This window comes from Microbacterium sp. (assembly GCF_035556355.1).
In the GTDB taxonomy this organism is placed as follows: Bacteria; Actinomycetota; Actinomycetes; order Actinomycetales; family Microbacteriaceae; genus Microbacterium.
The window spans coordinates 1-18,929 of record NZ_DATMFG010000027.1; the positions used below are offsets into that span (position 1 = coordinate 1).

The 18,929-nt window shown below is 70.0% G+C and carries 20 protein-coding genes, 1 tRNA gene and 1 pseudogene; 10 read left to right on the top strand and 12 right to left on the bottom strand.

Annotated elements, in window-relative coordinates; translation table 11 throughout:
* From VNR19_RS08105 to VNR19_RS08115, 3 genes are all read right to left on the bottom strand, one after another.
* Nucleotides 1–509: OsmC family protein (locus tag VNR19_RS08105; RefSeq protein WP_325725659.1), on the bottom strand; the 509-nt coding region annotated here is incomplete at its 3' end.
* Nucleotides 510–529: 20 nt separating this feature from the next.
* A complete protein-coding gene (locus VNR19_RS08110) occupies nucleotides 530–1,270 on the bottom strand; it encodes an ABC transporter permease (RefSeq protein WP_325725661.1) in 741 nt (246 codons plus the stop codon).
* Nucleotides 1,271–1,272: 2 nt separating this feature from the next.
* Nucleotides 1,273–2,031, bottom strand: a complete 759-nt coding sequence (locus VNR19_RS08115) for an ABC transporter ATP-binding protein (protein ID WP_325725664.1) — start codon at nucleotides 2,029–2,031, stop codon at nucleotides 1,273–1,275.
* A 186-nt stretch (nucleotides 2,032–2,217) separates the two neighbouring features.
* Between VNR19_RS08115 and VNR19_RS08120 the strand changes: the two genes are divergently transcribed.
* Together VNR19_RS08120 and VNR19_RS08125 are read left to right on the top strand one after the other, a co-directional pair.
* Nucleotides 2,218–2,640, top strand: coding sequence for a hypothetical protein (locus VNR19_RS08120; protein ID WP_325725666.1), 423 nt, complete (start codon nucleotides 2,218–2,220; stop codon nucleotides 2,638–2,640).
* Entirely contained in the window at nucleotides 2,637–3,362 is a 726-nt protein-coding gene (locus VNR19_RS08125) for a hypothetical protein (RefSeq protein WP_325725668.1), read from the top strand. Before VNR19_RS08120 ends, VNR19_RS08125 begins: the two co-directional genes overlap by 4 nt.
* A 45-nt stretch (nucleotides 3,363–3,407) precedes the next feature.
* Here the strand turns inward: VNR19_RS08125 and VNR19_RS08130 are convergent, their stop codons facing one another.
* On the bottom strand, nucleotides 3,408–3,722 hold the full coding sequence (locus tag VNR19_RS08130) for a DUF1272 domain-containing protein (RefSeq protein ID WP_325725670.1): 315 nt from the start codon (nucleotides 3,720–3,722) through the stop codon (nucleotides 3,408–3,410).
* Nucleotides 3,723–4,113: 391 nt separating this feature from the next.
* Here VNR19_RS08130 and VNR19_RS08135 point away from each other — a divergent pair, with 391 nt between their 5' ends.
* Nucleotides 4,114–5,292, top strand: a complete 1,179-nt coding sequence (locus VNR19_RS08135; RefSeq protein ID WP_325725672.1) for a Cmx/CmrA family chloramphenicol efflux MFS transporter — start codon at nucleotides 4,114–4,116, stop codon at nucleotides 5,290–5,292.
* 287 nt (nucleotides 5,293–5,579) lie between these two features.
* Here VNR19_RS08135 and VNR19_RS08140 read toward each other — a convergent pair.
* The 4 genes from VNR19_RS08140 to galU all read right to left on the bottom strand — a co-directional run bounded on the left by VNR19_RS08140 (nucleotide 5,580) and on the right by galU (nucleotide 8,254).
* Nucleotides 5,580–5,652 (bottom strand) — tRNA-Ala (locus VNR19_RS08140).
* Nucleotides 5,653–5,718: 66 nt separating this feature from the next.
* Nucleotides 5,719–6,618: a large exoprotein gene (locus VNR19_RS08145; RefSeq protein ID WP_325725674.1), complete on the bottom strand. Its 900-nt coding sequence runs from the start codon at nucleotides 6,616–6,618 to the stop codon at nucleotides 5,719–5,721.
* Nucleotides 6,619–6,694: 76 nt separating this feature from the next.
* Nucleotides 6,695–7,324: a GNAT family N-acetyltransferase gene (locus tag VNR19_RS08150; protein ID WP_325032134.1), complete on the bottom strand. Its 630-nt coding sequence runs from the start codon at nucleotides 7,322–7,324 to the stop codon at nucleotides 6,695–6,697.
* 42 nt (nucleotides 7,325–7,366) lie between these two features.
* Complete coding sequence (galU, locus tag VNR19_RS08155; protein ID WP_325725676.1) at nucleotides 7,367–8,254, bottom strand: UTP--glucose-1-phosphate uridylyltransferase GalU; 888 nt, start codon at nucleotides 8,252–8,254, stop codon at nucleotides 7,367–7,369.
* A gap of 104 nt (nucleotides 8,255–8,358) precedes the next feature.
* Here galU and VNR19_RS08160 point away from each other — a divergent pair, with 104 nt between their 5' ends.
* From VNR19_RS08160 to mscL, 3 genes are read left to right on the top strand one after another with little or no spacing between them, the layout of a single operon-like run.
* A complete protein-coding gene (locus VNR19_RS08160; protein ID WP_325725678.1) occupies nucleotides 8,359–8,955 on the top strand; it encodes a 5-formyltetrahydrofolate cyclo-ligase in 597 nt (198 codons plus the stop codon).
* Nucleotides 8,956–8,992: 37 nt separating this feature from the next.
* Nucleotides 8,993–9,283, top strand: a complete 291-nt coding sequence (locus tag VNR19_RS08165; RefSeq protein ID WP_325725680.1) for an FmdB family zinc ribbon protein — start codon at nucleotides 8,993–8,995, stop codon at nucleotides 9,281–9,283.
* 33 nt (nucleotides 9,284–9,316) lie between these two features.
* Nucleotides 9,317–9,754, top strand: coding sequence for a large conductance mechanosensitive channel protein MscL (gene mscL / locus VNR19_RS08170; RefSeq protein ID WP_325725682.1), 438 nt, complete (start codon nucleotides 9,317–9,319; stop codon nucleotides 9,752–9,754).
* A 1-nt stretch (nucleotide 9,755) separates the two neighbouring features.
* On the opposite strand, the gene VNR19_RS08175 is transcribed toward mscL, so the two are convergent.
* Nucleotides 9,756–9,974: a hypothetical protein gene (locus tag VNR19_RS08175; protein WP_325725684.1), complete on the bottom strand. Its 219-nt coding sequence runs from the start codon at nucleotides 9,972–9,974 to the stop codon at nucleotides 9,756–9,758.
* A 6-nt stretch (nucleotides 9,975–9,980) separates the two neighbouring features.
* On the bottom strand, nucleotides 9,981–13,709 hold the full coding sequence (locus VNR19_RS08180; protein ID WP_325725686.1) for a DUF4011 domain-containing protein: 3,729 nt from the start codon (nucleotides 13,707–13,709) through the stop codon (nucleotides 9,981–9,983).
* Between the two features lie 224 nt (nucleotides 13,710–13,933).
* Here VNR19_RS08180 and VNR19_RS08185 point away from each other — a divergent pair, with 224 nt between their 5' ends.
* A complete protein-coding gene (locus VNR19_RS08185; RefSeq protein WP_325725688.1) occupies nucleotides 13,934–14,452 on the top strand; it encodes a methylated-DNA--[protein]-cysteine S-methyltransferase in 519 nt (172 codons plus the stop codon).
* Between the two features lie 112 nt (nucleotides 14,453–14,564).
* Nucleotides 14,565–14,921: a histone-like nucleoid-structuring protein Lsr2 gene (locus tag VNR19_RS08190; protein ID WP_325725690.1), complete on the top strand. Its 357-nt coding sequence runs from the start codon at nucleotides 14,565–14,567 to the stop codon at nucleotides 14,919–14,921.
* A 39-nt stretch (nucleotides 14,922–14,960) separates the two neighbouring features.
* On the opposite strand, the gene surE is transcribed toward VNR19_RS08190, so the two are convergent.
* Nucleotides 14,961–15,710 (bottom strand): 5'/3'-nucleotidase SurE, encoded by a 750-nt coding sequence (gene surE, locus VNR19_RS08195; RefSeq protein WP_325725692.1) that lies wholly within the window; start codon nucleotides 15,708–15,710, stop codon nucleotides 14,961–14,963.
* A complete protein-coding gene (locus VNR19_RS08200) occupies nucleotides 15,707–16,759 on the bottom strand; it encodes a 1-phosphofructokinase family hexose kinase (protein WP_325725694.1) in 1,053 nt (350 codons plus the stop codon). Before VNR19_RS08200 ends, surE begins: the two co-directional genes overlap by 4 nt.
* Before the next feature lie 377 nt (nucleotides 16,760–17,136).
* Between VNR19_RS08200 and istA the strand changes: the two genes are divergently transcribed.
* Nucleotides 17,137–18,798 (top strand): IS21 family transposase, encoded by a 1,662-nt coding sequence (istA, locus tag VNR19_RS08205; RefSeq protein ID WP_325725696.1) that lies wholly within the window; start codon nucleotides 17,137–17,139, stop codon nucleotides 18,796–18,798.
* A pseudogene (locus VNR19_RS08210) lies at nucleotides 18,795–18,929 on the top strand (IS21-like element helper ATPase IstB); the annotation flags it as partial. The gene istA and the pseudogene VNR19_RS08210, both read left to right, overlap by 4 nt.

An 18,929-nucleotide genomic window follows, 5' to 3' on the forward strand; every position in this document is an offset into this window, starting at 1 on the left:
CGGTTCGCCTCTTCTACGAGCGGCGCCTCCGTGCCGCCCGTGGAGGTCAGCTCGCGGTATTGCGCCTCATACTCGATCGGGAAGGCGACGGATCGACCGATGAAGCAGTACCGGTGGATCTCGGCGTGGATCGCGTCCGCCCGTGCGACGTCGCTGCCCGGCTCGAGCGTGATGGTCGGGCGCAGGATCACGCGTTCGAAGCGGCCCACGCCGTCCGCGGTGCTCTCGCCGAGGCCGACAGGACGATCGACGTACTCGTGCACCGTCAGACCTGCGCGACTGGCGAGGTGCAGGTACCAGAGCATGTGACATGCCGACACCGCGGACAGGAGGAGATCCTCCGGGTTGTACTTCGTCGGGTCGCCGCCGAGGAGGGGGTCGTTCGAGCACGCCACGACGGGCTTTCCCGGTGCTGCCAGGTTCCATGTCCGGTCATAGGAGCGGTAGTGCCGCGTCCCTTCTCCCCGGTTGCCCGTCCACTCGACCTGCGCCTCATAACTGTGCTGCATGATGCTGCTCCTCTCCTCCCTCAGCGCCAGCGGAACAGTCGTGCCGCGAATGCCGCGGGCACGATCGTCCAGCCGATCAGCACGACGATGGTCATCGCTGCGAGCTCGCCGTCGAACCATGCGGCGACGATCCCTTGCGTCATCGCACCGGGGGGCGTCGCGGATGCGACGTCCCGCAGCCCCTGCGGCATGAGCGGCCCCGGCGTCCACACGCCCGAGAACAGCAGTCCCAGCATGAACAGCAGCGCACCCGCCCCGTAGGCGATGGGCACCGTCGCCGCCACGGCGGCGATCAGCGACCCGAGCGCCATCAGCGACATCGCGCCGAGGGCGGCGATCAGGATGACCGCCGCAGGGCTCTGCGGTGCCGGGACGCCGATCACCCAGACCTCCAGCACGCACAGGGCGATCATCCCCAGAAGGAGGCATCCGATCGAGACCACCCACTGCGACAGGAGGATCCGCGACGCGCCGGCCGGCGTGGCGTCGAGCCTGCGGAGCATCCCGGTCTCGCGATAGCCCGCGATCGACGCCGGGTAGTTCGTCAGCGCGACGCTCATGGCGGCCACGATGAGAGCCACCGCGGCGAAGTGATCGAGGGCCGTCCGGCCATCCGCGTCGAGGGGAGTCCTGGTGCCCGGGATCAGGTAGGCCTGCAGGAGCAGGAGTCCGAACGGGAGCGCCAGCACCATGAAGAGTGCTGTGGGATTGCGGACCAACTGGAGCCAATCCATCCGCACGAGCGCACCGAGCTCACGCATGCTCACTTCCTCCCCATCTCGGCGACCGCTCCCCGCCGCTCGATCAGCTGTACGTAGGCATCCTGCAATGACCCGCGCTCGTCCGATCCGGATGCTGCGAGCCGACGCATCTCCTGCGGCGTTCCCGTGAAGATCGTCCGCCCGTCGAGCACCACCGTCACGCGGTCGCACAGTCGCTCGACCTCGTCGAGGGCGTGTGTCACGAGCAGAACCGTGATGCCGCCGGCTCTGACCCGTTCGACCAGCTCCCACATCGCCAGCCTGGCCTGCGGGTCCAATCCGGTCGTGAGCTCGTCCAGCACGACGACCCGAGGCGAGCCGACCAGCGCCAATGCGGTGGACAGCCGCTGGCGCTGACCGCCCGACAGCGTGCCCACGAAGCGGCGTGCGAGCGACGTGAGGCCGGTCTCCTCCATCAGCTCTGAGACGTCGCGCGGCGTCCGGTACAGACGGGCGAACACCTCCAGCACCTCGCGTACGCGGAGGGCGTTCGGGAGGACCGAGGCCTGCAACTGATAGCCCACGAGCTGGCGCAGCGCGCCGCGATCGAGATGGGGAGTGCGCGAAAGCACCCGCACCGAGCCCCCGGTCGGGCGCTGCGCGCCGACGATGCATTCTATCGTCGTCGTCTTGCCCGCACCGTTCGGACCGAGGATCCCGAAGACCTCACCCTCATGCACGGTGAAGGTGACGTCGTGGAGCACCTCGGTCGGTCCGAACGCCTTCCGCAACTGCTGTACGTCGACCGTCGGGGTGGTCATGGCAACACCGTCCGATCCTTTTGTCAACAGGGGGATTACAGTGCGATCCTGCCGAGTCTCCGTGAGGTTGTCAACCCGGGGGTGTCGAGTCGGTCGGCGCCAACTCGGATGCCGTGCCCGGATCGGCCGGCATCGTGTAACCTCCGAGTTGACACTGCTGGTCGGGCGCGGAGCGAGGAATCCACGTTGATCGCGAACATCGCAACAACCCCATGGCTCACCGCACTCGCGCATCGCGAGCCGTCCGAAGTCGCAGCGGTCGCGTCGCGATTCGAGGAGGTCGGAGTCACACCCGAGATGGTCCGCGAGACGATCGCCGACCTGGGGGCGACGTTGACGGCGGCCGCCGCGCACTGCGACGACGAGCATTGGGCCGATCCGTTCGGCGGACCGCTCGCCGTGGCGCTTCTCGCCGCGGAGGTGTCGGCCTTCGCCTCCCACGTCGTCTCGCTCGCGTCACGGGTGCGCTCGATCGCCGTCGACGACCTGCTGGAGGACTTCAGCGCCGTCGACGTCGCCGCGCGGTTGGGCGTGTCTCGCCAGAAGGTCTACGAGATCGGCCGCGTCGGCGCACGCCTGCGCGCTTCGACCGGGAAGGGCCGCATGTGACCACCGCGGACGCAGCCGGATCTCGACGCCGCGACGGTCTCGGTCGGATGCATCCGCTGGACCTGCCTCCGATCATCGCGCCGGCGAGACGGAACTACCTTCTGGGCCTGCTCCTGCAGGAGGCATCCTCGCCGCGCGTGCTCGTAGGGCTCTGCGCCCTCCTGATGATCGTCAGCAACAATCCGATCACGCCGCTGATCGGCCCGTGGCTGTGCCTGACGCTGGTCTGCTACTTCGCGCGGCGACTCGACAGCGACGCGTGGGCGTACATCCCGCGGCGCGAGCAGGACACGCAGCGCCCGGCCCCCTCCCCTTGGGTGGAAACGGGTGCGCTCGCACAGCTGGCGGTGCTCGCGTGCGGCGTCAGCGCGTACCTGGCGGCCGCACGCGCGGAGCCAGAGGTGCAAGGCGGCTCCATCGTGGCGGGGCTGGCCGCCATGCTCGGCGTTCGCGAGCTCGTGCTGCTGATGAAGCGACCTGAACCGCGCGCGCAGGGCAGCGCGCTGCGCACGTTCATCGTGTCGGCGGCGGCCATATTGAGCCTGATCACGTGCCTGTTCGCGGTGATCGCTTCACTCCCGCAGCCGGATCGCCCGGCCTTCGACGCCTGGGGACTGGCGGCCGGGGGTCTCACGCTGGTCACGGCCGTCGCTGTCTGGCAGCTGCTGCGACTCATGCCGGAGCGCGTACGGTGCCTGCCTGAGCTCTCGAATGAGTCGTGAGCGATCGGCGCGTGGACTTCCGCTCGACGAGATCGGCGCCGGGCATCAGCGCCGATCCGGTGGGATGGACCCGACGAGTCGGATCATGTGCTCGGCATCCGACAGCGTCCATCGGGTCTCGTGGCGCTTCTCACCCGCGGGATGGTGCCTGAGGCCCAGGCCCGATCCGGGCCGCCACTCCCGCGCGGGACGGATCGGCCTGCGCACCATGTCGCCGCCGCAGGTCGGGCAGACGTTCTGCAGGATGTTCTCTGCGCACTCGGCACAGTACGTGCACTCATAGCTGCAGATGCGCGCCCGGACGTCGTTCGGCGGGAGATCCACGCCGCACCACTCGCAGTTCGGTCTCAGCTCCAGCATGCCCGCGCCCTCCACGTCTCGCGTCGGCGTACGCGTCGATGGTGCTCGGCATTTCTGAAATTGTCAACCCCATATTGACAAACCATGAACGCGGATGCCGCGCAACGGGGAGTCAGGATGCGTCGGGGCGGTGCACGCGTCGACAGTCGGCGAGCGTGCGGTCGCGAGCGAGCAGTCCTTCGTCGATCAAGGCTATTCTGATCGGGTGAGTTCGCCCGAAGCAGATAGACCTGGGCTGCCGGTTCACCGGTAGCCGCGACGCGCGACCCTTTCTCCAGCAGCCGTGCGGGGTGTTCCTTCCCGCAGTCTGCTCGTCCGCGTGTGCGTGAGAAGCACCGGTAGTGCCAAAGCACCACCCCGTTCTTCGAGTCATGCTTCGAAAGGCACACTCATGCCCGTTCTTGTCTATCTGCTCGCTGTCGCCGTCTTCGCGCAGGGTACCTCTGAGTTCGTGTTGGCGGGGATTCTGCCCGCCATCGCGAGCGACCTGGGCACGTCCCTCGGTCAGGCGGGCCTGCTCACATCCGGATTCGCGCTCGGCATGATCGTCGGCGCGCCGTCCATGGCGGCGGTAGCTCGCCGGCTTCCCCCGCGATGGACACTGGCCGGATTCCTCGGCGTCTTCATCGCGGCACATGTCGTCGGGGCCGTCACCGACAGCTTCGCCGTGCTGTTGGCGACTCGGATCCTCGCCGCGTTGGCGAACGCCGGATTCCTCGCCGTCACGCTCTCCGCCGTCACGCGGATCGTCCCGACCGAACGGCACGCACGTGCGATGGCGGTGATCCTCAGCGGAACGACCCTCGCACTCGTCGCCGGTGTTCCCGTCGGCGCACTGATCGGCGAGGCGCTGAGTTGGAGGGCGACGCTGTGGACCATCGCGCTCCTGTGCCTCCCGACGCTCGCGGCGATCCTCGTGGTGACGCCGAAGCACGATCGGTCGCCCGCGGCGTCACGCGAGCTCGGCGACATCAGACGCGAGCTCGCGACACTGCGCTCCCGCCCGGTTCAGGTGGCCATCGCGGCAGCCGTCCTGGTCAATGCCGCGACGTTCGCCACCCTCACCTACCTGGCGGCGCTCGCCACGAGCGGCACCGGACTGTCCGAGCAGGTCATGCCGCTGCTGCTGGCCACGTTCGGCGTCGGCGCGTTCCTCGGCGTCAGAGTGGCGGGGCGTCTGGGTGACCGACACTGGCGGACGACGATCGCGGTCACCGGACCATCGCTCGCGGCCGGCTGGATCGTGCTGGCGGTGACGGTGTTCGACCCGGTGGCCCTGTGGCTGCTCGCGTTGATTCAAGGGGCCCTGTCTTTCGCACTGGGCACCACGCTCGTGACGCGGATCATCGCGGAGGCGGGCGATGCGCCGACGATGGGAGGCGCGTTCGCGACCACCGCGCTGAACATCGGTGCGGTCGTGGGTCCCGTCGTCGGCGGCGTGGCACTCGACGAGCTCGGCGTTCGCGGCCCGATCCTCGTCAGCGCCGTGCTCGTGTGCGTCTGCGTCGTCCTCCATCACGCCGGGTCGCGCCGACTCGCGGAGCGCGCATACGACAGCCGCGGTCGTTGAACCGATGACCCACGTGCAGCACCGGTGAAGCGAGCACGTCGAAGATGCACTCCTGTGCCGTTCCCCACGGCACAGGGCGAGCCGTTCTCGCAGGAGAACGACTCAGCCCCCGGACGAGCCGGGGGCTGAGTCGTTCTGTGGACCTGAGGGGATTCGTCCCCACCGCTCCTCCACGCGCCGCTGCGCGTCGCGCGAAGCCTCTTCAGCGTGGGCCCACCCAGGGGTTCGCATCGCAGCAGCTGCAGAACGAGTGAAGCCCCTGACAAGCAGGGGCTTCACTCGTTTCGTGGACCTGAGGGGATTCGAACCCCTGACCTTCTCATTGCGAACGAGACGCGCTACCAACTGCGCCACAGGCCCGTGAACCTCAGATAGATTAGCACGGCTCGACGGGCCGTCCTGACCACACGAGGACCGCTCTCAGCGCTACTCCCCCGCCGCGCGGCGCGCGAGAAGCCGGCGCACGTGCGCCTCGATCTCGGCGTCGTCGACGTAGCCCATTCGGGCGAAATCCGGGGTGGCCGTCGCGGCCGGGCGAGCCTCGCGCGCCTGCCGCGCACGCTCGATCGACGGCGGAGCCTGCTCTTCGGCCCGCGCCCGGATGGCCTCTTCGACGGCGGCACGCCGACGGGCTTCGCGCGCCACCTCCGCCTCGAGCACGGCCGCCGCGCGGGATCCGGCGGACGCCGTGAGCGGACGCGGCAGCTCGCGCGGCTGCCACTCGCGGGCGGGCTCGAGCGCGACGTCCTGAACGATCGCGGGCTCGCGGGTCGCGGCATCCGTCTTCTCCGCCCTCGCGGCCGCGCGCGCGGCGACACGCGACAGGCGCACGAGCACGAGCCCGCACAGCACAGCCACCGCGACCGAAGACCACAGCAGGAGCTGCGCACCGGTGGTGACGACCTCCCACGCGCCCCAGCCGGCGAAGCCGATCGCCGCGACTCCCACGGTCGTCGCCGCGAGCCGCATGCGGCGGCGTGCACGCGCACGGCGCGCCTGCGGCGAGCGTCGGGCCGCCGCGCGTTCGGCGCGTGCCTGCTCGAGCTCGATGCGCGCCTGCTCGAGGGCGGCCTGCTCGCGTTCGGCGAGCGCGCGGCGTGCGAGACGCTGCTGCGCGAGTGCGGTGCGCGTGTTGAGCTCGAGGCGCACCTCCTCCGGCGTCTCGGCCGTCTCGGCGAGCACCCGCAGAGCCTGGTTCAGCCGCACCGCGTTGCGTTCGGCCGCGTCGTACTGACGGCGGCTGTGCCACGACGGGAGGAGATAGACGAGCCACAGGAGGACCGTCACGGCGACGATCACACCACCGCCCAGCACCTGCCCGCCCATGCGGTCAACGGTAAGCGAGCGAAGTGCGCCAGGCGGGCCATCCTGGCGCGTGTCGCTCAGTCGGTGCGCTCGCGGCTCACGCGTGCAGACGATCCGAGGGAGGAACGGATGCCGCATCCTGCGGCGCCCGCCCCGAGATCCAGCGCTCGAGGACGCCCTCGGGGACCTCCTCGCGAACGAGCGCGAAGCAGTAGTGGTCGCGCCAGTCCCCGTCGATGTGGATGTACCGACGGCGCAGCCCTTCGTATCGGAAGCCGAGCTTCTCGACGACCCGCAGGCTCGCGCGGTTCTCGGGGCGGATGCAGATCTCCATGCGGTGGAGGTTCAGCTCGCGGAAGCACACGTCGGTGGCCATCGCGACCGCGGTGGGCGTGATGCCTCGTCCTGCGAACCGCTCGCTGACCCAGTACCCGATCGTCGCCGAGGCGAGCGATCCGCGCGCGATGCCCCACACGTTGAGCTGACCGGCGATCTCGCCGTCGTACTCCATGACGAACGGCACGCCGAGCCCGTCCCGATACTGCTGCAGCAGGCGACGGATGCCGAGCCGCATGTCGAACGAGACCGGGCCGTCGGGACTGGTCGCCTCCCACGGCCGCAGCCATGCGCGATTCGACAGCAGCTCCTGCTGCAGCACGCGCGCGTCGCGCTGCTTCACGAGTCGGATCGACACCGGCCCATGCGAGCGAGGAGCGGTCAGATCCACGAGACCTCCCTCGGATGCGGGCCCATCCGGCGGTCGCTTCGGCTACAGTCGCGCCGCGAAGTCCTTGAACCACGGACGCAGCGCCGGGCCGAGGTCTTCGCGATCGGCGGCGAGCTGCACGATCGCCTTGATGTAGTCCACCCTATCGCCGGTGTCGTACCGGCGACCACGGAAGATGACGCCGTACACGCCCGGTCCGTCGGGGTCGGTCGCGAGCTCCTGCAGGGCGTCGGTGAGCTGGATCTCGCCGCCCTTGCCCGGCTCGGTGCGCTCGAGGATGTCGAACACGTTCGGCGCCAGCACGTACCGCCCGATGATGGCGAGGTTCGAGGGCGCCTCCTCCTTCTTGGGCTTCTCGACGAGGCCGGTGACCTTGACGATGCCGTCGGCGTCGGTCTCCTCGACGGATGCGACGCCGTACGCCTCGACGTGGTCGGGGTCGACCTCCATCAGGGCGATGATCGCGGCGCCCGTGCGCTCGTGCTCGGCGAGCATCGTCGTGAGCAGCTCGTCGCGCTCGTCGATGAGGTCGTCGCCCAGCAGCACCGCGAACGAGTGGTCGCCCACGTGCGCCTGCGCACGCAGCACCGCGTGTCCGAGGCCCTTGGGCTCGCCCTGCCGCACGAAGTGGATGTCGGCGAGGTCGCTCGACTCGAGCACGCGACGCAGCCGCTCGGTGTCGCCCTTGTCTTTGAGCTTGTCTTCCAGTTCCGGAACCGAGTCGAAGTGATTCGAGATCGCGTTCTTGTTGCGGCCGATGATCACGAGGATGTCGTCGATGCCGGCCTGCGCCGCCTCTTCGACCACGTACTGGATCGCGGGCTTGTCGACGACCGGAAGCATCTCCTTCGGCATCGCCTTCGTCGCGGGGAGGAATCGCGTTCCCAATCCCGCGGCGGGGATGACGGCCTTGAACGGCAAGTGAGGCATCCCCTGAGTCTAGAGGGCGGATGCCCCGACACGCGGCACACGGCACGCGGGGCGCACCGTGTGGTATGGGCGGCTGTACAGTCGCGCCCGCCTAGAATCGACGCATGTCCGATGCGATCGCCGATGCCAAGCGCGCCCTCCGGGCCGAGCTGCGCGAACGGCGCAACATGCGCTCCGAGCAGGCGCGCGCAGAGGCGGCCGCCGGCATCCGCGAGCAGCTCGACGCGCTCGTCGAGCGGCACGGCGCGAGGTCGGTCTCATGCTTCCTGTCCACGAACGTCGAGCCCGGCACGCGCGAGTTCGTCGAAGGCGCTGTCGCGCGCGGCATCCGGGTCCTCCTTCCGATCACGCGCAAGGACGGCCTGCTCGACTGGACCGTCGCCGAGCCCGAGCTCGACGTCACGGAGGGCCTGTTCGGCCAGCCCGAGCCCGTGGGCGAGCTGCTGGGCCCGATCGCGGTCAACGACGTCGACCTCATGATCATCCCGGCGGCAGCCGTCGACAAGACCGGAACGCGCCTCGGCTGGGGTCGCGGCTTCTTCGACAAGACGATCGGCTCGATGGAGCGCTGCCCTCCCGTGTACGCGGTGGTGTACGACACAGAGGTGCTCGACGAGCTCCCGCGCGACCTGCACGATCAGCCTGTCGACGGCGTCGTCACCCCCACCAGAACCCTGACCTTCGCGCCGGCGAGTCGCTGACCGCGCGCGATCCCCTCCGAGAGCAAGACCGAGGAACATGCCCACTTACGCCTACGCCTGCAAGCAGTGCGGCCACCGATTCGACGCCGTGCAGTCCTTCACCGACCCCTCTCTGACCGAGTGCCCCGAATGCGGCGGCACCCTGCGCAAGGAGTACGGATCCATCGGCGTCACCTTCAACGGGTCCGGCTTCTACCGCACCGATTCCCGCTCGTCCGAGAAGAGCTCGTCGACGTCGTCGTCCGACTCCGGGTCTGGCAACGCTGCGGCATCTTCGACATCATCGAAGTCTGAGTCGAAGTCCGCGCCCGTCACGACGGGCTCGTAGCCGGCGGAAGCCGGCGACAGTGAGGAGCATCACGTGATCAAAGGCTTCAAGGAGTTCATCCTCCGCGGCAACGTCATCGACCTCGCGGTCGCGGTGGTCATCGGCGCCGCTTTCACCGCTGTCGTGAACGCAGTGGTCGCGGCCATCATCGAACCCCTCATCGCCCTCGTCTGGAAGCCGGATGAGAACGGTGAGGTCGGGATCACCGTGAACGGCCTGTGGGGGCCGGTCACCTTCCCGATCAGCGACCTCATCAACGCCATCATCGCCTTCCTCGCCGTCGCGATCGTCGTGTACTTCGTCTTCGTGCACCCGATGAACGTGTGGAAGGAGCGCCAAGCCCGCAAGGCCGGCGCCGACACGGACGAAGAGGAGCCGCTGCCGACCGAGCAGGAGCTGCTCGCCCAGATCCGCGACCTGCTGTCCAACCAGGCGCCCGCCGGCAACCAGCCGCCCACGACGCGCACCTGACTCAGTAGTGCGGCGGGACGTCCCGCCGCAGGCGATCGTCGTTCGGCCCGGACGGGCTCGAACCGGATGCCTCAGCCCGCGCATCCGGTTCGTCTTCGTCCGTCGGCGCGGGTTCGCGCGTGGTCCCGGGCGCGGGAGTGAGCTTGGCACGTCGGCGTCCCGGGACGCGGACGACGCGCTGCCTCTCGTCGCCGGAACCCGTGCTCTCACGCGGGGTCATCGAACCTCACTCGATGACGTCGATGGGCTGCGTGGCGCCCTCGGCGCGCGGCGACTCGGGCGGGATGCCGAGCATCTCGCCGATGCGGGCGGCGACCGCCGCGGGATCGCTGTACAGGTCGAACGAGTGCACACGCACGTAGTGCCACCCGAGGCGGCGCAGGATCTGCGGACGCAGGCGCAGCGACTCGCGCAGCGTCTCGCCGATCGTCTCGGGGTCGCTCTCGACGACGACCGCCTTGCCGTCGTACTGTGCGACCAGCGGCAGGAGTCCGCGGTAATGCACCTCGACGGCCGCGCCGAGACGACGCAGCTCGCGTGCGAGGGCCAGGGTCAGCGGGTCGGCGAGGTCTTCGAGTCGCGACTCGCGGGCGCGCGCTGCGACGCCGCCGAGGATCGCCATGAGGGTCGCAGCGCCGTGCTCGAGGCGTCCGTCGTCGAACGCGGACGGCCGGATCGACGACACGATGACCATCGCCCGGCGGGCGCGCGTCATGCCGACCGTGAGGAGGCGCTCTCCGTCGGGCGTCGACAGGTCGCCGAAGTCGCTCAGCACGCGCCCGTGCTTGGTGAGGCCGAAGCCGAGCGAGAAGATCACGCGGTCGCGGCTCTCGGCGACCGACTCTTCGAGAGTCAGCACGGCGAACGGCTCGGCGGTGTCGCGCGAGACGAAGTCGGCGACATCCGATCGGCCGGCGAACGCCGCCTCGACCGCGGCGCGGATGCGCTCCGCGTGACGCGTGCTCGCCGTCACGACCATGAGCGACTCGTTGCCGCGGTTGACCGCGTGCTCGACGACGAGCGTCACGACGCGCGCGACCTCGGCATCGGGGCTCTCGACGGCGCCCGTGACGGGATCGGGCGCACCCGTGCCGCCCTCGACGTAGTCGACGCTGAGGCTCCCACGCCCGAGGTAGGACCCGGCCCACGGCAGCGACACGATCTCGCCCCCGTAGAAGGCGCCGTTCACCAGCTGGGCCAGGTCCTCCCCGCCGGCTCGATAACTGCGGGTGAGCGTTTCGACGGGCAGCAGCTCCGCGAGACGCTCGAAGACACTCACGTCGTCGAACTCGAACTCGTCGTCGACATCGGTCGCCGCATCCGTCGTGTCCGACGTGCGCGGAGTGCGGGCGCCCAGGTCGTCGACCGGGGCATCCGCAGCGACACGGAACGGAGTCGGCTTCTGCGTCACCGGGTCGCCGAACGCGACCACCTGGCGGGCGCGGCGCAGCGCGGGCGCCGCTTCTGCGAGGCTCAGCGCCGCGGCATCCGCGATCAGCACGACATCGAACTCGGGCTTCGCCGGGATCAGCGGGACGTCATAGGGCGAAGCCAGCCACACCGGCGCGAGCACGCGCATGAGCGACGGCGCGACAGCGAGCAGACGACGCGGCTCACCCATGCCGTTCTTGAGCGCCTGCTTGAGCGCCGCCGCCTCGTCGGGCAGGTCGACGATCCCGATGCGCCACTGCGTCGCGAGCTGGGCCGCCAGGAGCGGACCGGATGCCCCCGCATGCGCCTCGTCGACGAGACGGAAGTCGCGCTCCAGCCGATCGACGACCGCTGTGTTCGCTCCGAGTAGGGCGCGGTCGGAGCGCAGCAGGTGCTCGAGCGCCGACTGCCACCACGCGAACTCGAGCTCGGCGCCCACCTCCGACTCGGGCACGTGCCGCACCGAGAGCTCGACGAGCAGCGGTTCCAGGCCCAGGTCGGCGAGCTCACCGCGCAGCGTCGCACGCTCGACGAGGTTGTCGAAGACCGGGGAGTCCGCCGCCAGGGCGGCCAACGTGCGCACGAGGCGCGGGATCGGCAGGTGGGCGAGACGCTCCGCGCCCGTGCGGCCGAGCACGGCGTCGAGCTCGGCGAGCCCCGCTTCCGCGTGCTGCCACGCCACGTGCACGTCGGCGATGCCGAGCGGCACCTCGGGGATCACGCCCGCGTCGACGTAGCGCTGCCACTCGGTGCGCTGCTTCTGGATGCGGACGAGCCATTCGTGCATGTCGGGGACGTGGACGCCCGGGCGCACGTACTCGCGCGACAGTCGCTTCAGCCGTCGACGGTTCGCGCTCGTCATGTTCGGCGCGTCGCGGCGCGGACCGTGCGCCTGGATGAGCTCGGCGAGCGGGCGCTCGAAGACGGTCGGGCTGAACCGGTCGAGCGAATCGCGGATGCCCTGCAGCAGCTTCAGGTACGACCCCAGCTCGGCGATCGTGTGGAACGGTCGCATCCGGGTCTGGGCGACGAGCTCGTAGGCCCGCTCGAGCAGGCTTGGCACATCCTGCTTGTGCAGGCGCGCCGCGAGCGCGTGGGCCGCGCGCGCGGCATCCGTCGTCGCGAACGTCACGCCGTACCAGGGCGAGTCGTCGGGCCCGAAGCGGAACTCGCCCAGCCGCGCGGCGGCGGCGAGCTTCGCGGCGGCCTCCTTGCGCACGGGCGCGACGCGGACGAGCGTTCCGTAGTCGAAGCGCGCCGACGTCGACGGCGGGCGCTCGCGCGAGGTGAGCTTCGAGAGCTCGCGGAGCACGTCGAGCATCGAGACGCCGAGTTCGCTGTGGGTCGCGGTGAGCGACCGGCGGTACTCGCGCAGCACGTTGCGCAGGCGCACGAGGGCGTCGTCGATCTCGGCGACCTTCGGCGCCTCGGCCTTCTCGTTGCGGCCGATCGCGCGGATGAGATCGCGCTGCAGCGACCGGGGCGAGACGGCGAGGCCGGGAAGGCCGATGGTCGCGAGACGGTGCCGCACGCCGTCGAGCGTGGAACGGCGCGCACTCACGACGAGCACGCGCTTGCCTTCACGCACGAGCGCGCCGATCGCGTTGATGACGGTCTGCGTGCCGCCCGTGCCGGGGAGCGTGTGCACGACGAGGGACTGCCCGTCGGTGATGCGCGCCAGCACACCCTCCTGCTCGGCGTCGGCGTCGAGGATGAGCGTGTCGGATGCCGGAGGCCGCTCGTCCGCGCTCGGTACGACGGGCGCCTCGCGGCGTGCCGCGAAGATCTCGCGATCGGACTCGTGGCCCGCGAGCGCATTGAGCACGACGTGGTCCTGGTCGACGATGTCGCGGGCCATCCCGGTGCCGACGTCGGCGAAGCTCGAGACGACAAGACGCGGGCGCACCGTGTAGCTGTCGATCGAGGCCGTCAGCTGGCGCAGGCGGTCGATCACCGGCTGCGGCTTGAAGACCCCGTTGTCGTACGCGAGGGCCGCGAGGGCCGCGCCGTTGATGCGGATGCCGAAGTGCTCGCGCATCGCACGCACGAGCTCGGGGTTGACGGTGAACGAGCCCCCGCGCAGCGCGAGCTCGAAGTCGGACTGGTGCCGGCGGATCGAGAGCGGGCGCAACAGGACGGGCGCCGTGCAGCGCATCCCGCCGACGCTCCACGACGCGAGGCCGACCGCGAGGTGCACGGATTCGATCCCGCGCACGGTGCGCAGCTCGACGCTCTTCGCGGTGATGCGCTCGGCGGCCAGGCGCGCGGTGCGGTGCGCCACCTCGTCGCGGAAGAGGTTCGACAGCAGGGTCGAGCGCCCCGTGAGGAACTGCGGCAGACTTCCGGGGTGCGCCTTCGTGATCTCGATGACCGCGTCGGCGGGCTCCGAGAAGTGCAGCAGCGTCGATCGGCCTCCGAGTTCGGCGGCCTGCGCCCGCAGCCGTTCGCGCTCCGGCTCGGCGATGTGCACGACCGAGACCCCCGGCTCGGACAGCTCGAGCGTCCCGGGATTCACTGCCGTCATGGGGACGGCATCCTCTGCGCCCGAGACGGCGTCGACTTCTGCACGCCACACACGAGCCAGACTAGGCGGGCACCCGTCGCGGACCGGGATTCAAGCGCGGGTTTCGCCGGATTGCAACACGCCGTGTCATCGGCGATTCCTCCCCAGTGGGATCCCGCGGTCACTCCTTCACGGGCGGGTGCGGGAGGACGGATGGCTCACCCGCGGCTGGAAAGGATGAAGACATGACCGACCCGCGCTTCCGAATCCATCCTTCCCCGATCGGCGACATCCTCATCGTCGCAACCACAGCCGGCATCGTCGAATTGCATCCGTTCCAAGGCCCACTCGGTCCTCAAATCGAGAGGATCGCGCGGGAATTGCGGCGTTCCCCCGAACCCGATGACACCGCGGGCGGGGATATCGATCGACAACTCGAGGAGTATTTCGCGGGCGAACGTCGGGAATTCGACGTGACGCTCGACTGGAGCGGCGTCCGCGGCTTCACCCGCGCCGCCCTGGAGGCGGTCCGCGAGATCCCCTATGCCGAGACCGCGTCATACGGCGAGGTGGCAGTCGCCGCCGGAAGCCCTCGGGCGGCGCGGGCGGTGGGCACGGCGTGTGCGACGACGCCGTTCTCGATCATCGTCCCCGTGCATCGAGTCGTCCGGTCCGACGGCACGCTCGGCGAATACGGCGGCCGATCCGACATCAAGCGATTCCTGCTCGACCTCGAACTCGACGCAATACGCAATAGCACATGAGCGAATGCGCGCGACAAAGTGTGAGTGAATTCTCACCTCTACCCGGTGCCGCGAATTCGTCGACGGCCGAACTCGATAGTGCGAAAAGCCGAATTCCCCTAAAGTAAAGGGCATGGCACGCAGAATCGTCCATCAGCTCGTCGATGACCTCGATGGCACCGTCCTTGACGTCGGCTCAGGAGAGACCGTTCTCTTCTCACTCGACGGGGTCGCCTACGAGATCGACCTCTCCACCGAGAACGCGAAGTCGCTGCGCGGCGCGCTCGAGCCGTATGTGAAGGCAGCTCGCCGCGTGTCGGGCGGCCGAGGGGCCGGCTCGGGTTCGAGCTCCGCTCCGCGCAAGCGTCGCCGCGCCGGGCAGCAGGATTACAGCGCGATCCGCGCGTGGGCCAAGGAGAACGGGTACGACATCTCCGAGCGCGGTCGCGTTCCGGCGAACGTGCTCGAAGCGTACGACGCGGCGCACTGACGCCGCACGCCCGGCGCTCGCGGCCTCGAGTCGGGTCAGTCAGTCGGGCGCGGGGAGCCCGAGCTCGACGTGCGATACCGGGTCGAGACCGGTCACGGTGATCCAGCCCTCTGCGAGATACGCCGCGTCGGTGCCGGGCTCCGGCCGGTTCGGCAGGTCTTCGACGGCGAGGCGGATATGGTGCTCGCCCTCCTCGGTGAGGGTCGTCTGCACGATTCCGAACGGCGCCAGAGTCGCCTCTCGGAGACCGCGATTCGTCGGTGCGTTCGGCGCGTTCACATTGATGACCGTCCCTCGCGGCCGGATCATGAGGTCGGGCAGGAGATCGATCGCCGGAGCAGCCGCCGACTCCCAGTGGAACGCCTCCGGCCGCATGCCGACATCGAGCGACACGGCGATCCCCCACGCGCCGTTGAGCCCGCCCGTGAGCGCCGCGCCCACCGTGCCGGAGTGCAGGATCGCTCGTCCGACATTCGCGCCGTGGTTGACCCCCGAGAGGACCACCTTCGCGGGGTCTCCGAACGCGCCGCGTGCGGCGATGAGCGCGATGAGCCCCGGCCCGCCGCGTACGGCGAACGCCGGAACGTCGTCGAGCCCCTCGATGGTGCGCCGCTCGACCGCGATCCGCCCGTCGGCGTCCTCCGCCATGATCGACGCACTCGAACCGCTGGACTGCTGCGCGGGCGCGGCGATCGTCACGTCGTAGCCCGCGTCCCGCGCGAGGCGCGCGAGCACGTGAAGTCCCGGCGCCGCGATGCCGTCGTCGTTCGTCACGAGGATGCTGGTCACGGTCGACCGCCTTCCGAGCCGGCGTCGGCCTCGTCGCGGACGTCCGCCGCGGCATCCGGTTCGGCCAGTGCCGCGAGGCCGTCGGGGCTCACTCGACCGGTCACGGGCTGGTCGGCGTCGGCTGCGAGCTCATCGGCGAGCTCTCGCACCGTGACGCGCTCGCGCAGGCGCTCGATCGTGTCGGGGTCGCCCGTGCCGAGGCCGTGCCGCGTCACGTTGAGCGCGCCAGCGGCCGCCCCGAGCATCACGGCCTCGCGTGCGCTCGCCCCATCCGCCATGCCTGCTGCGACCCCCGCCGTGAGCGAGTCGCCTGCGCCGCGGGTGTCCTTCACCTCGAGCTGCGGCGCGCTCACCTCGAGGAAGCCGTCCGCGTCGAGCAGCAGCAGGGGCTCCGACGCCCGCGTGACGATCACGGTGCCGGCGCCGGCATGGTGCAGCTCACGCATGGCGCGCATGATGGAGCGCCCGGATGCCTCGTCGATGCGCCCGTCGTCCTTGAGCTCCTCATGGCTGACCTTGAGCACGTCGACACCGCCCTCGACGGCCGCGTCGAGCCGCTCGCCCGCGAGGTCGACGATCACCCCGGCGCCGCCCTCGCGCAGATCGGAAGCGAGGCGGCGATACGTGTCGGCGGGGAGCACCTCTTCGCCCACGGGGCCGCTCAGGACCACGAGTCCCGACCGCAGCCCCGTCTTGAGGGTCGCCCCGTAGAGCTCGTCGAGGTCATGGCGTCCGATCGGCTCGCCGTCGTCCTCGGCGATCTCGGTGCGGTGTCCCTCGCGCCTGTCGTGCACGTACGCCGACCCGCGACCCTCGCGCTCGACCGCGACGACCGAGATGCCCTCGTCCTCGAGCAGGTGCCGCAGCACGCGACCGGTCTCCCCCGTCAGGACGCTGCACATCGTCACGTCGACGCCCAGCCGCAGCAGCATACGCGCCTGCCACACGCCCTGGCCGCCGGCGTGCACGTGGATCTCGCTGCCCGACGGGTGGTCCTCCACGGTCACCGTCAGCGTCGGCGAGGGGGCGAAGATCGTCACATCGCTCATGCTCGCGACGCTAGGCGCGTGGGCGCGGCGGGTGAACCCCCTTGCGGGATAGGGCCGGATGCCGCAGAGCGACGCCCTCCGGGCCGGGAGGTCGCGGCATCCGTCGCATGTCAAGCCCCCAGCGCGACCGCGGGCGCAGCGCGAGACTGACCCGCGAGACAGAGCCCGAGGAGGCACCATGGACCACCACCGTGACAGCCACGAGGACGCGACGCCGACGCCTCAGGACTGTCTGTGACAGCTTGGGTGGGGACCGGGGTGACGGTCTGATCTGGACCCACCTTGGTGCTTGTCGGCGTGTTGTGACGGTCTGATTCGGGACCACCTGGACGGTTGTGCCGTGCCCGCTGGGGGTGCGGAGAGGCCGGTGGTCGGGGATGAGGAGCAGGGTGGGGTTGTTCGCGGATATCCGTCGTGATGCTCGGGTGGAGGAGCTCGGGATCCGGGCGCTGGCCCGGAAGTATCACGTTGGCCGCGGGACGGTGCGGCAGGCGTTGGCGTCCGCGGTGCCGCTGGAACGGAAGACCCCGGTGCGTGCCGCGCCGAAGCTGGATTCGTTCAAGCCGGTGATCGATGCGATGCTGCGGGTGGATTTGGATGCGCCGCGAAAGCAGCGACATACCGCGACCAGGATCCATCACCGTCTCCTCGACGAGCACGGCGCGAACGTGTCTTATGGCTCGGTGCGTGACTACGTGCGGGCGCGGCGGCCGCAGATCGAGATCGACGCCGGCCGACGAACGGTGCAGGCGTTCGTGCCGCAGGTGCATGCCCCGGGCGCGGAGGCCGAGGTCGACTTCGGAGAGGTGTGGGTGATCCTTGCCGGCGTGAAGACGAAGTGCCACATGTTCACGTTCCGGCTCTCCCACTCCGGCCGCGCCGTGCACCGGGTGTATTCGACGCAGTCGCAGGAGGCGTTCCTCGAGGGCCATATCGCCGCGTTCGAAGAACTCGGCGGTGTACCCAGGTTGCAGATCAAGTACGACAACCTCACCGCCGCGGTGAAGCGGGTGTTGATCGGTGAAGGGCGTGGCCGGGTGGAGAACGACCGGTGGGTGCTGTTCCGCTCCCACTACGGCTTCGACCCGTTCTACTGCCTGCCCGGCGTCGACGGCGCCCATGAGAAGGGCGGCGTGGAAGGCGACGTGGGCCGATTCCGCCGCACCTGGCTCTCACCGATGCCCGTCACCGACTCCCTCGACGAGCTGAACGAGCGGCTCCGCGGCTGGGACGCCAAAGACGAACAGCGCCGCATCACCGGGAAGACGACCACGGTCGCGCGCGACTTCGAGGCGGACCGGGCGGCGCTGGGGCCGTTGCCGGCGGATCGGTTCGACCCGGGCCTGGTGCTGCATCCGCGAGTGGACCGGTCGAGCATGATCACGGTGCGGATGGCCCGCTACTCCGTCCCCGCCCGGCTGATCGGCCGACAGGTGCGGGTCTCACTCCGCGCGTCCGAGCTGGTCGTCTTCGACGGCCGCGCTGCGGTCGCCCGGCATGAACGGGTCGTCGCCCGCGGCGGCGAATCGATCCAGCTGGATCACTACCTCGAAGTCCTCCGCCACAAACCCGGCGCGCTCAAGGGGTCGACGGCGCTGGCGGCCGCGCGAGAAGCCGGCCAGTTCACAGCCGCGCACGAGGCGTTCTGGGCCGAGTCGCGGAAGGTCAACGGCGACAGCGCCGGCACCCGCGAGCTCATCGGCGTGCTGCTCCTGCACCGCACCATGACCGCCACGGACGTGATGGCAGGGATATGGGCCGCGCTGACCGTCGGCGCCGTCACCGCCGATGTCGTCGCCGTGGAAGCCCGCCTGGCAGCCGGCTCGGGTGGGTCCGGAACAGGCCGTCATCCCGCCGAACAGGTCGATAAGGCCGAGCGGCGGGTTGTCAGTCTCACCCAGCGGCGGCTACGCGATCCGGAAGCGGTGATCGCGGGATTGCCTCCCGACGGCCGACCACTTCCGGACCTGAATCGATACGACGAACTACTGCGCCGCCGGGCGACGCCGGTTCTGCAGTCTGAAGGGATGAACGCATGAGCCCGACCGTGACCAGTATCACCACCACGCTGCGCCGGCAGCGCGGCATGACCCCGGAAGCGGCGGCCGCGGCCGTCGAGCAAGCCTGCCGCCGACTCCGGCTCCCCACCATCCGAGCAGTCCTCGAGGAA

What these genes read in the sequence shown, in the direction of transcription:
- istA (WP_325725696.1), top strand. Translation starts at nt 17,137, where the DNA reads ATGAGGAGCAGGGTGGGGTTGTTCGCGGATATCCGTCGTGATGCTCGG.
- VNR19_RS08135 (WP_325725672.1), top strand. Translation starts at nt 4,114, where the DNA reads ATGCCCGTTCTTGTCTATCTGCTCGCTGTCGCCGTCTTCGCGCAGGGT.
- VNR19_RS08110 (WP_325725661.1), bottom strand. Translation starts at nt 1,270, where the DNA reads ATGCGTGAGCTCGGTGCGCTCGTGCGGATGGATTGGCTCCAGTTGGTC.
- VNR19_RS08160 (WP_325725678.1), top strand. Translation starts at nt 8,359, where the DNA reads ATGTCCGATGCGATCGCCGATGCCAAGCGCGCCCTCCGGGCCGAGCTG.
- VNR19_RS08175 (WP_325725684.1), bottom strand. Translation starts at nt 9,974, where the DNA reads ATGACCCCGCGTGAGAGCACGGGTTCCGGCGACGAGAGGCAGCGCGTC.
- VNR19_RS08115 (WP_325725664.1), bottom strand. Translation starts at nt 2,031, where the DNA reads ATGACCACCCCGACGGTCGACGTACAGCAGTTGCGGAAGGCGTTCGGA.
- VNR19_RS08180 (WP_325725686.1), bottom strand. Translation starts at nt 13,709, where the DNA reads ATGACGGCAGTGAATCCCGGGACGCTCGAGCTGTCCGAGCCGGGGGTC.
- galU (WP_325725676.1), bottom strand. Translation starts at nt 8,254, where the DNA reads ATGCCTCACTTGCCGTTCAAGGCCGTCATCCCCGCCGCGGGATTGGGA.
- VNR19_RS08190 (WP_325725690.1), top strand. Translation starts at nt 14,565, where the DNA reads ATGGCACGCAGAATCGTCCATCAGCTCGTCGATGACCTCGATGGCACC.
- VNR19_RS08130 (WP_325725670.1), bottom strand. Translation starts at nt 3,722, where the DNA reads ATGCTGGAGCTGAGACCGAACTGCGAGTGGTGCGGCGTGGATCTCCCG.
- VNR19_RS08185 (WP_325725688.1), top strand. Translation starts at nt 13,934, where the DNA reads ATGACCGACCCGCGCTTCCGAATCCATCCTTCCCCGATCGGCGACATC.
- VNR19_RS08165 (WP_325725680.1), top strand. Translation starts at nt 8,993, where the DNA reads ATGCCCACTTACGCCTACGCCTGCAAGCAGTGCGGCCACCGATTCGAC.
- VNR19_RS08200 (WP_325725694.1), bottom strand. Translation starts at nt 16,759, where the DNA reads ATGAGCGATGTGACGATCTTCGCCCCCTCGCCGACGCTGACGGTGACC.
- VNR19_RS08145 (WP_325725674.1), bottom strand. Translation starts at nt 6,618, where the DNA reads ATGGGCGGGCAGGTGCTGGGCGGTGGTGTGATCGTCGCCGTGACGGTC.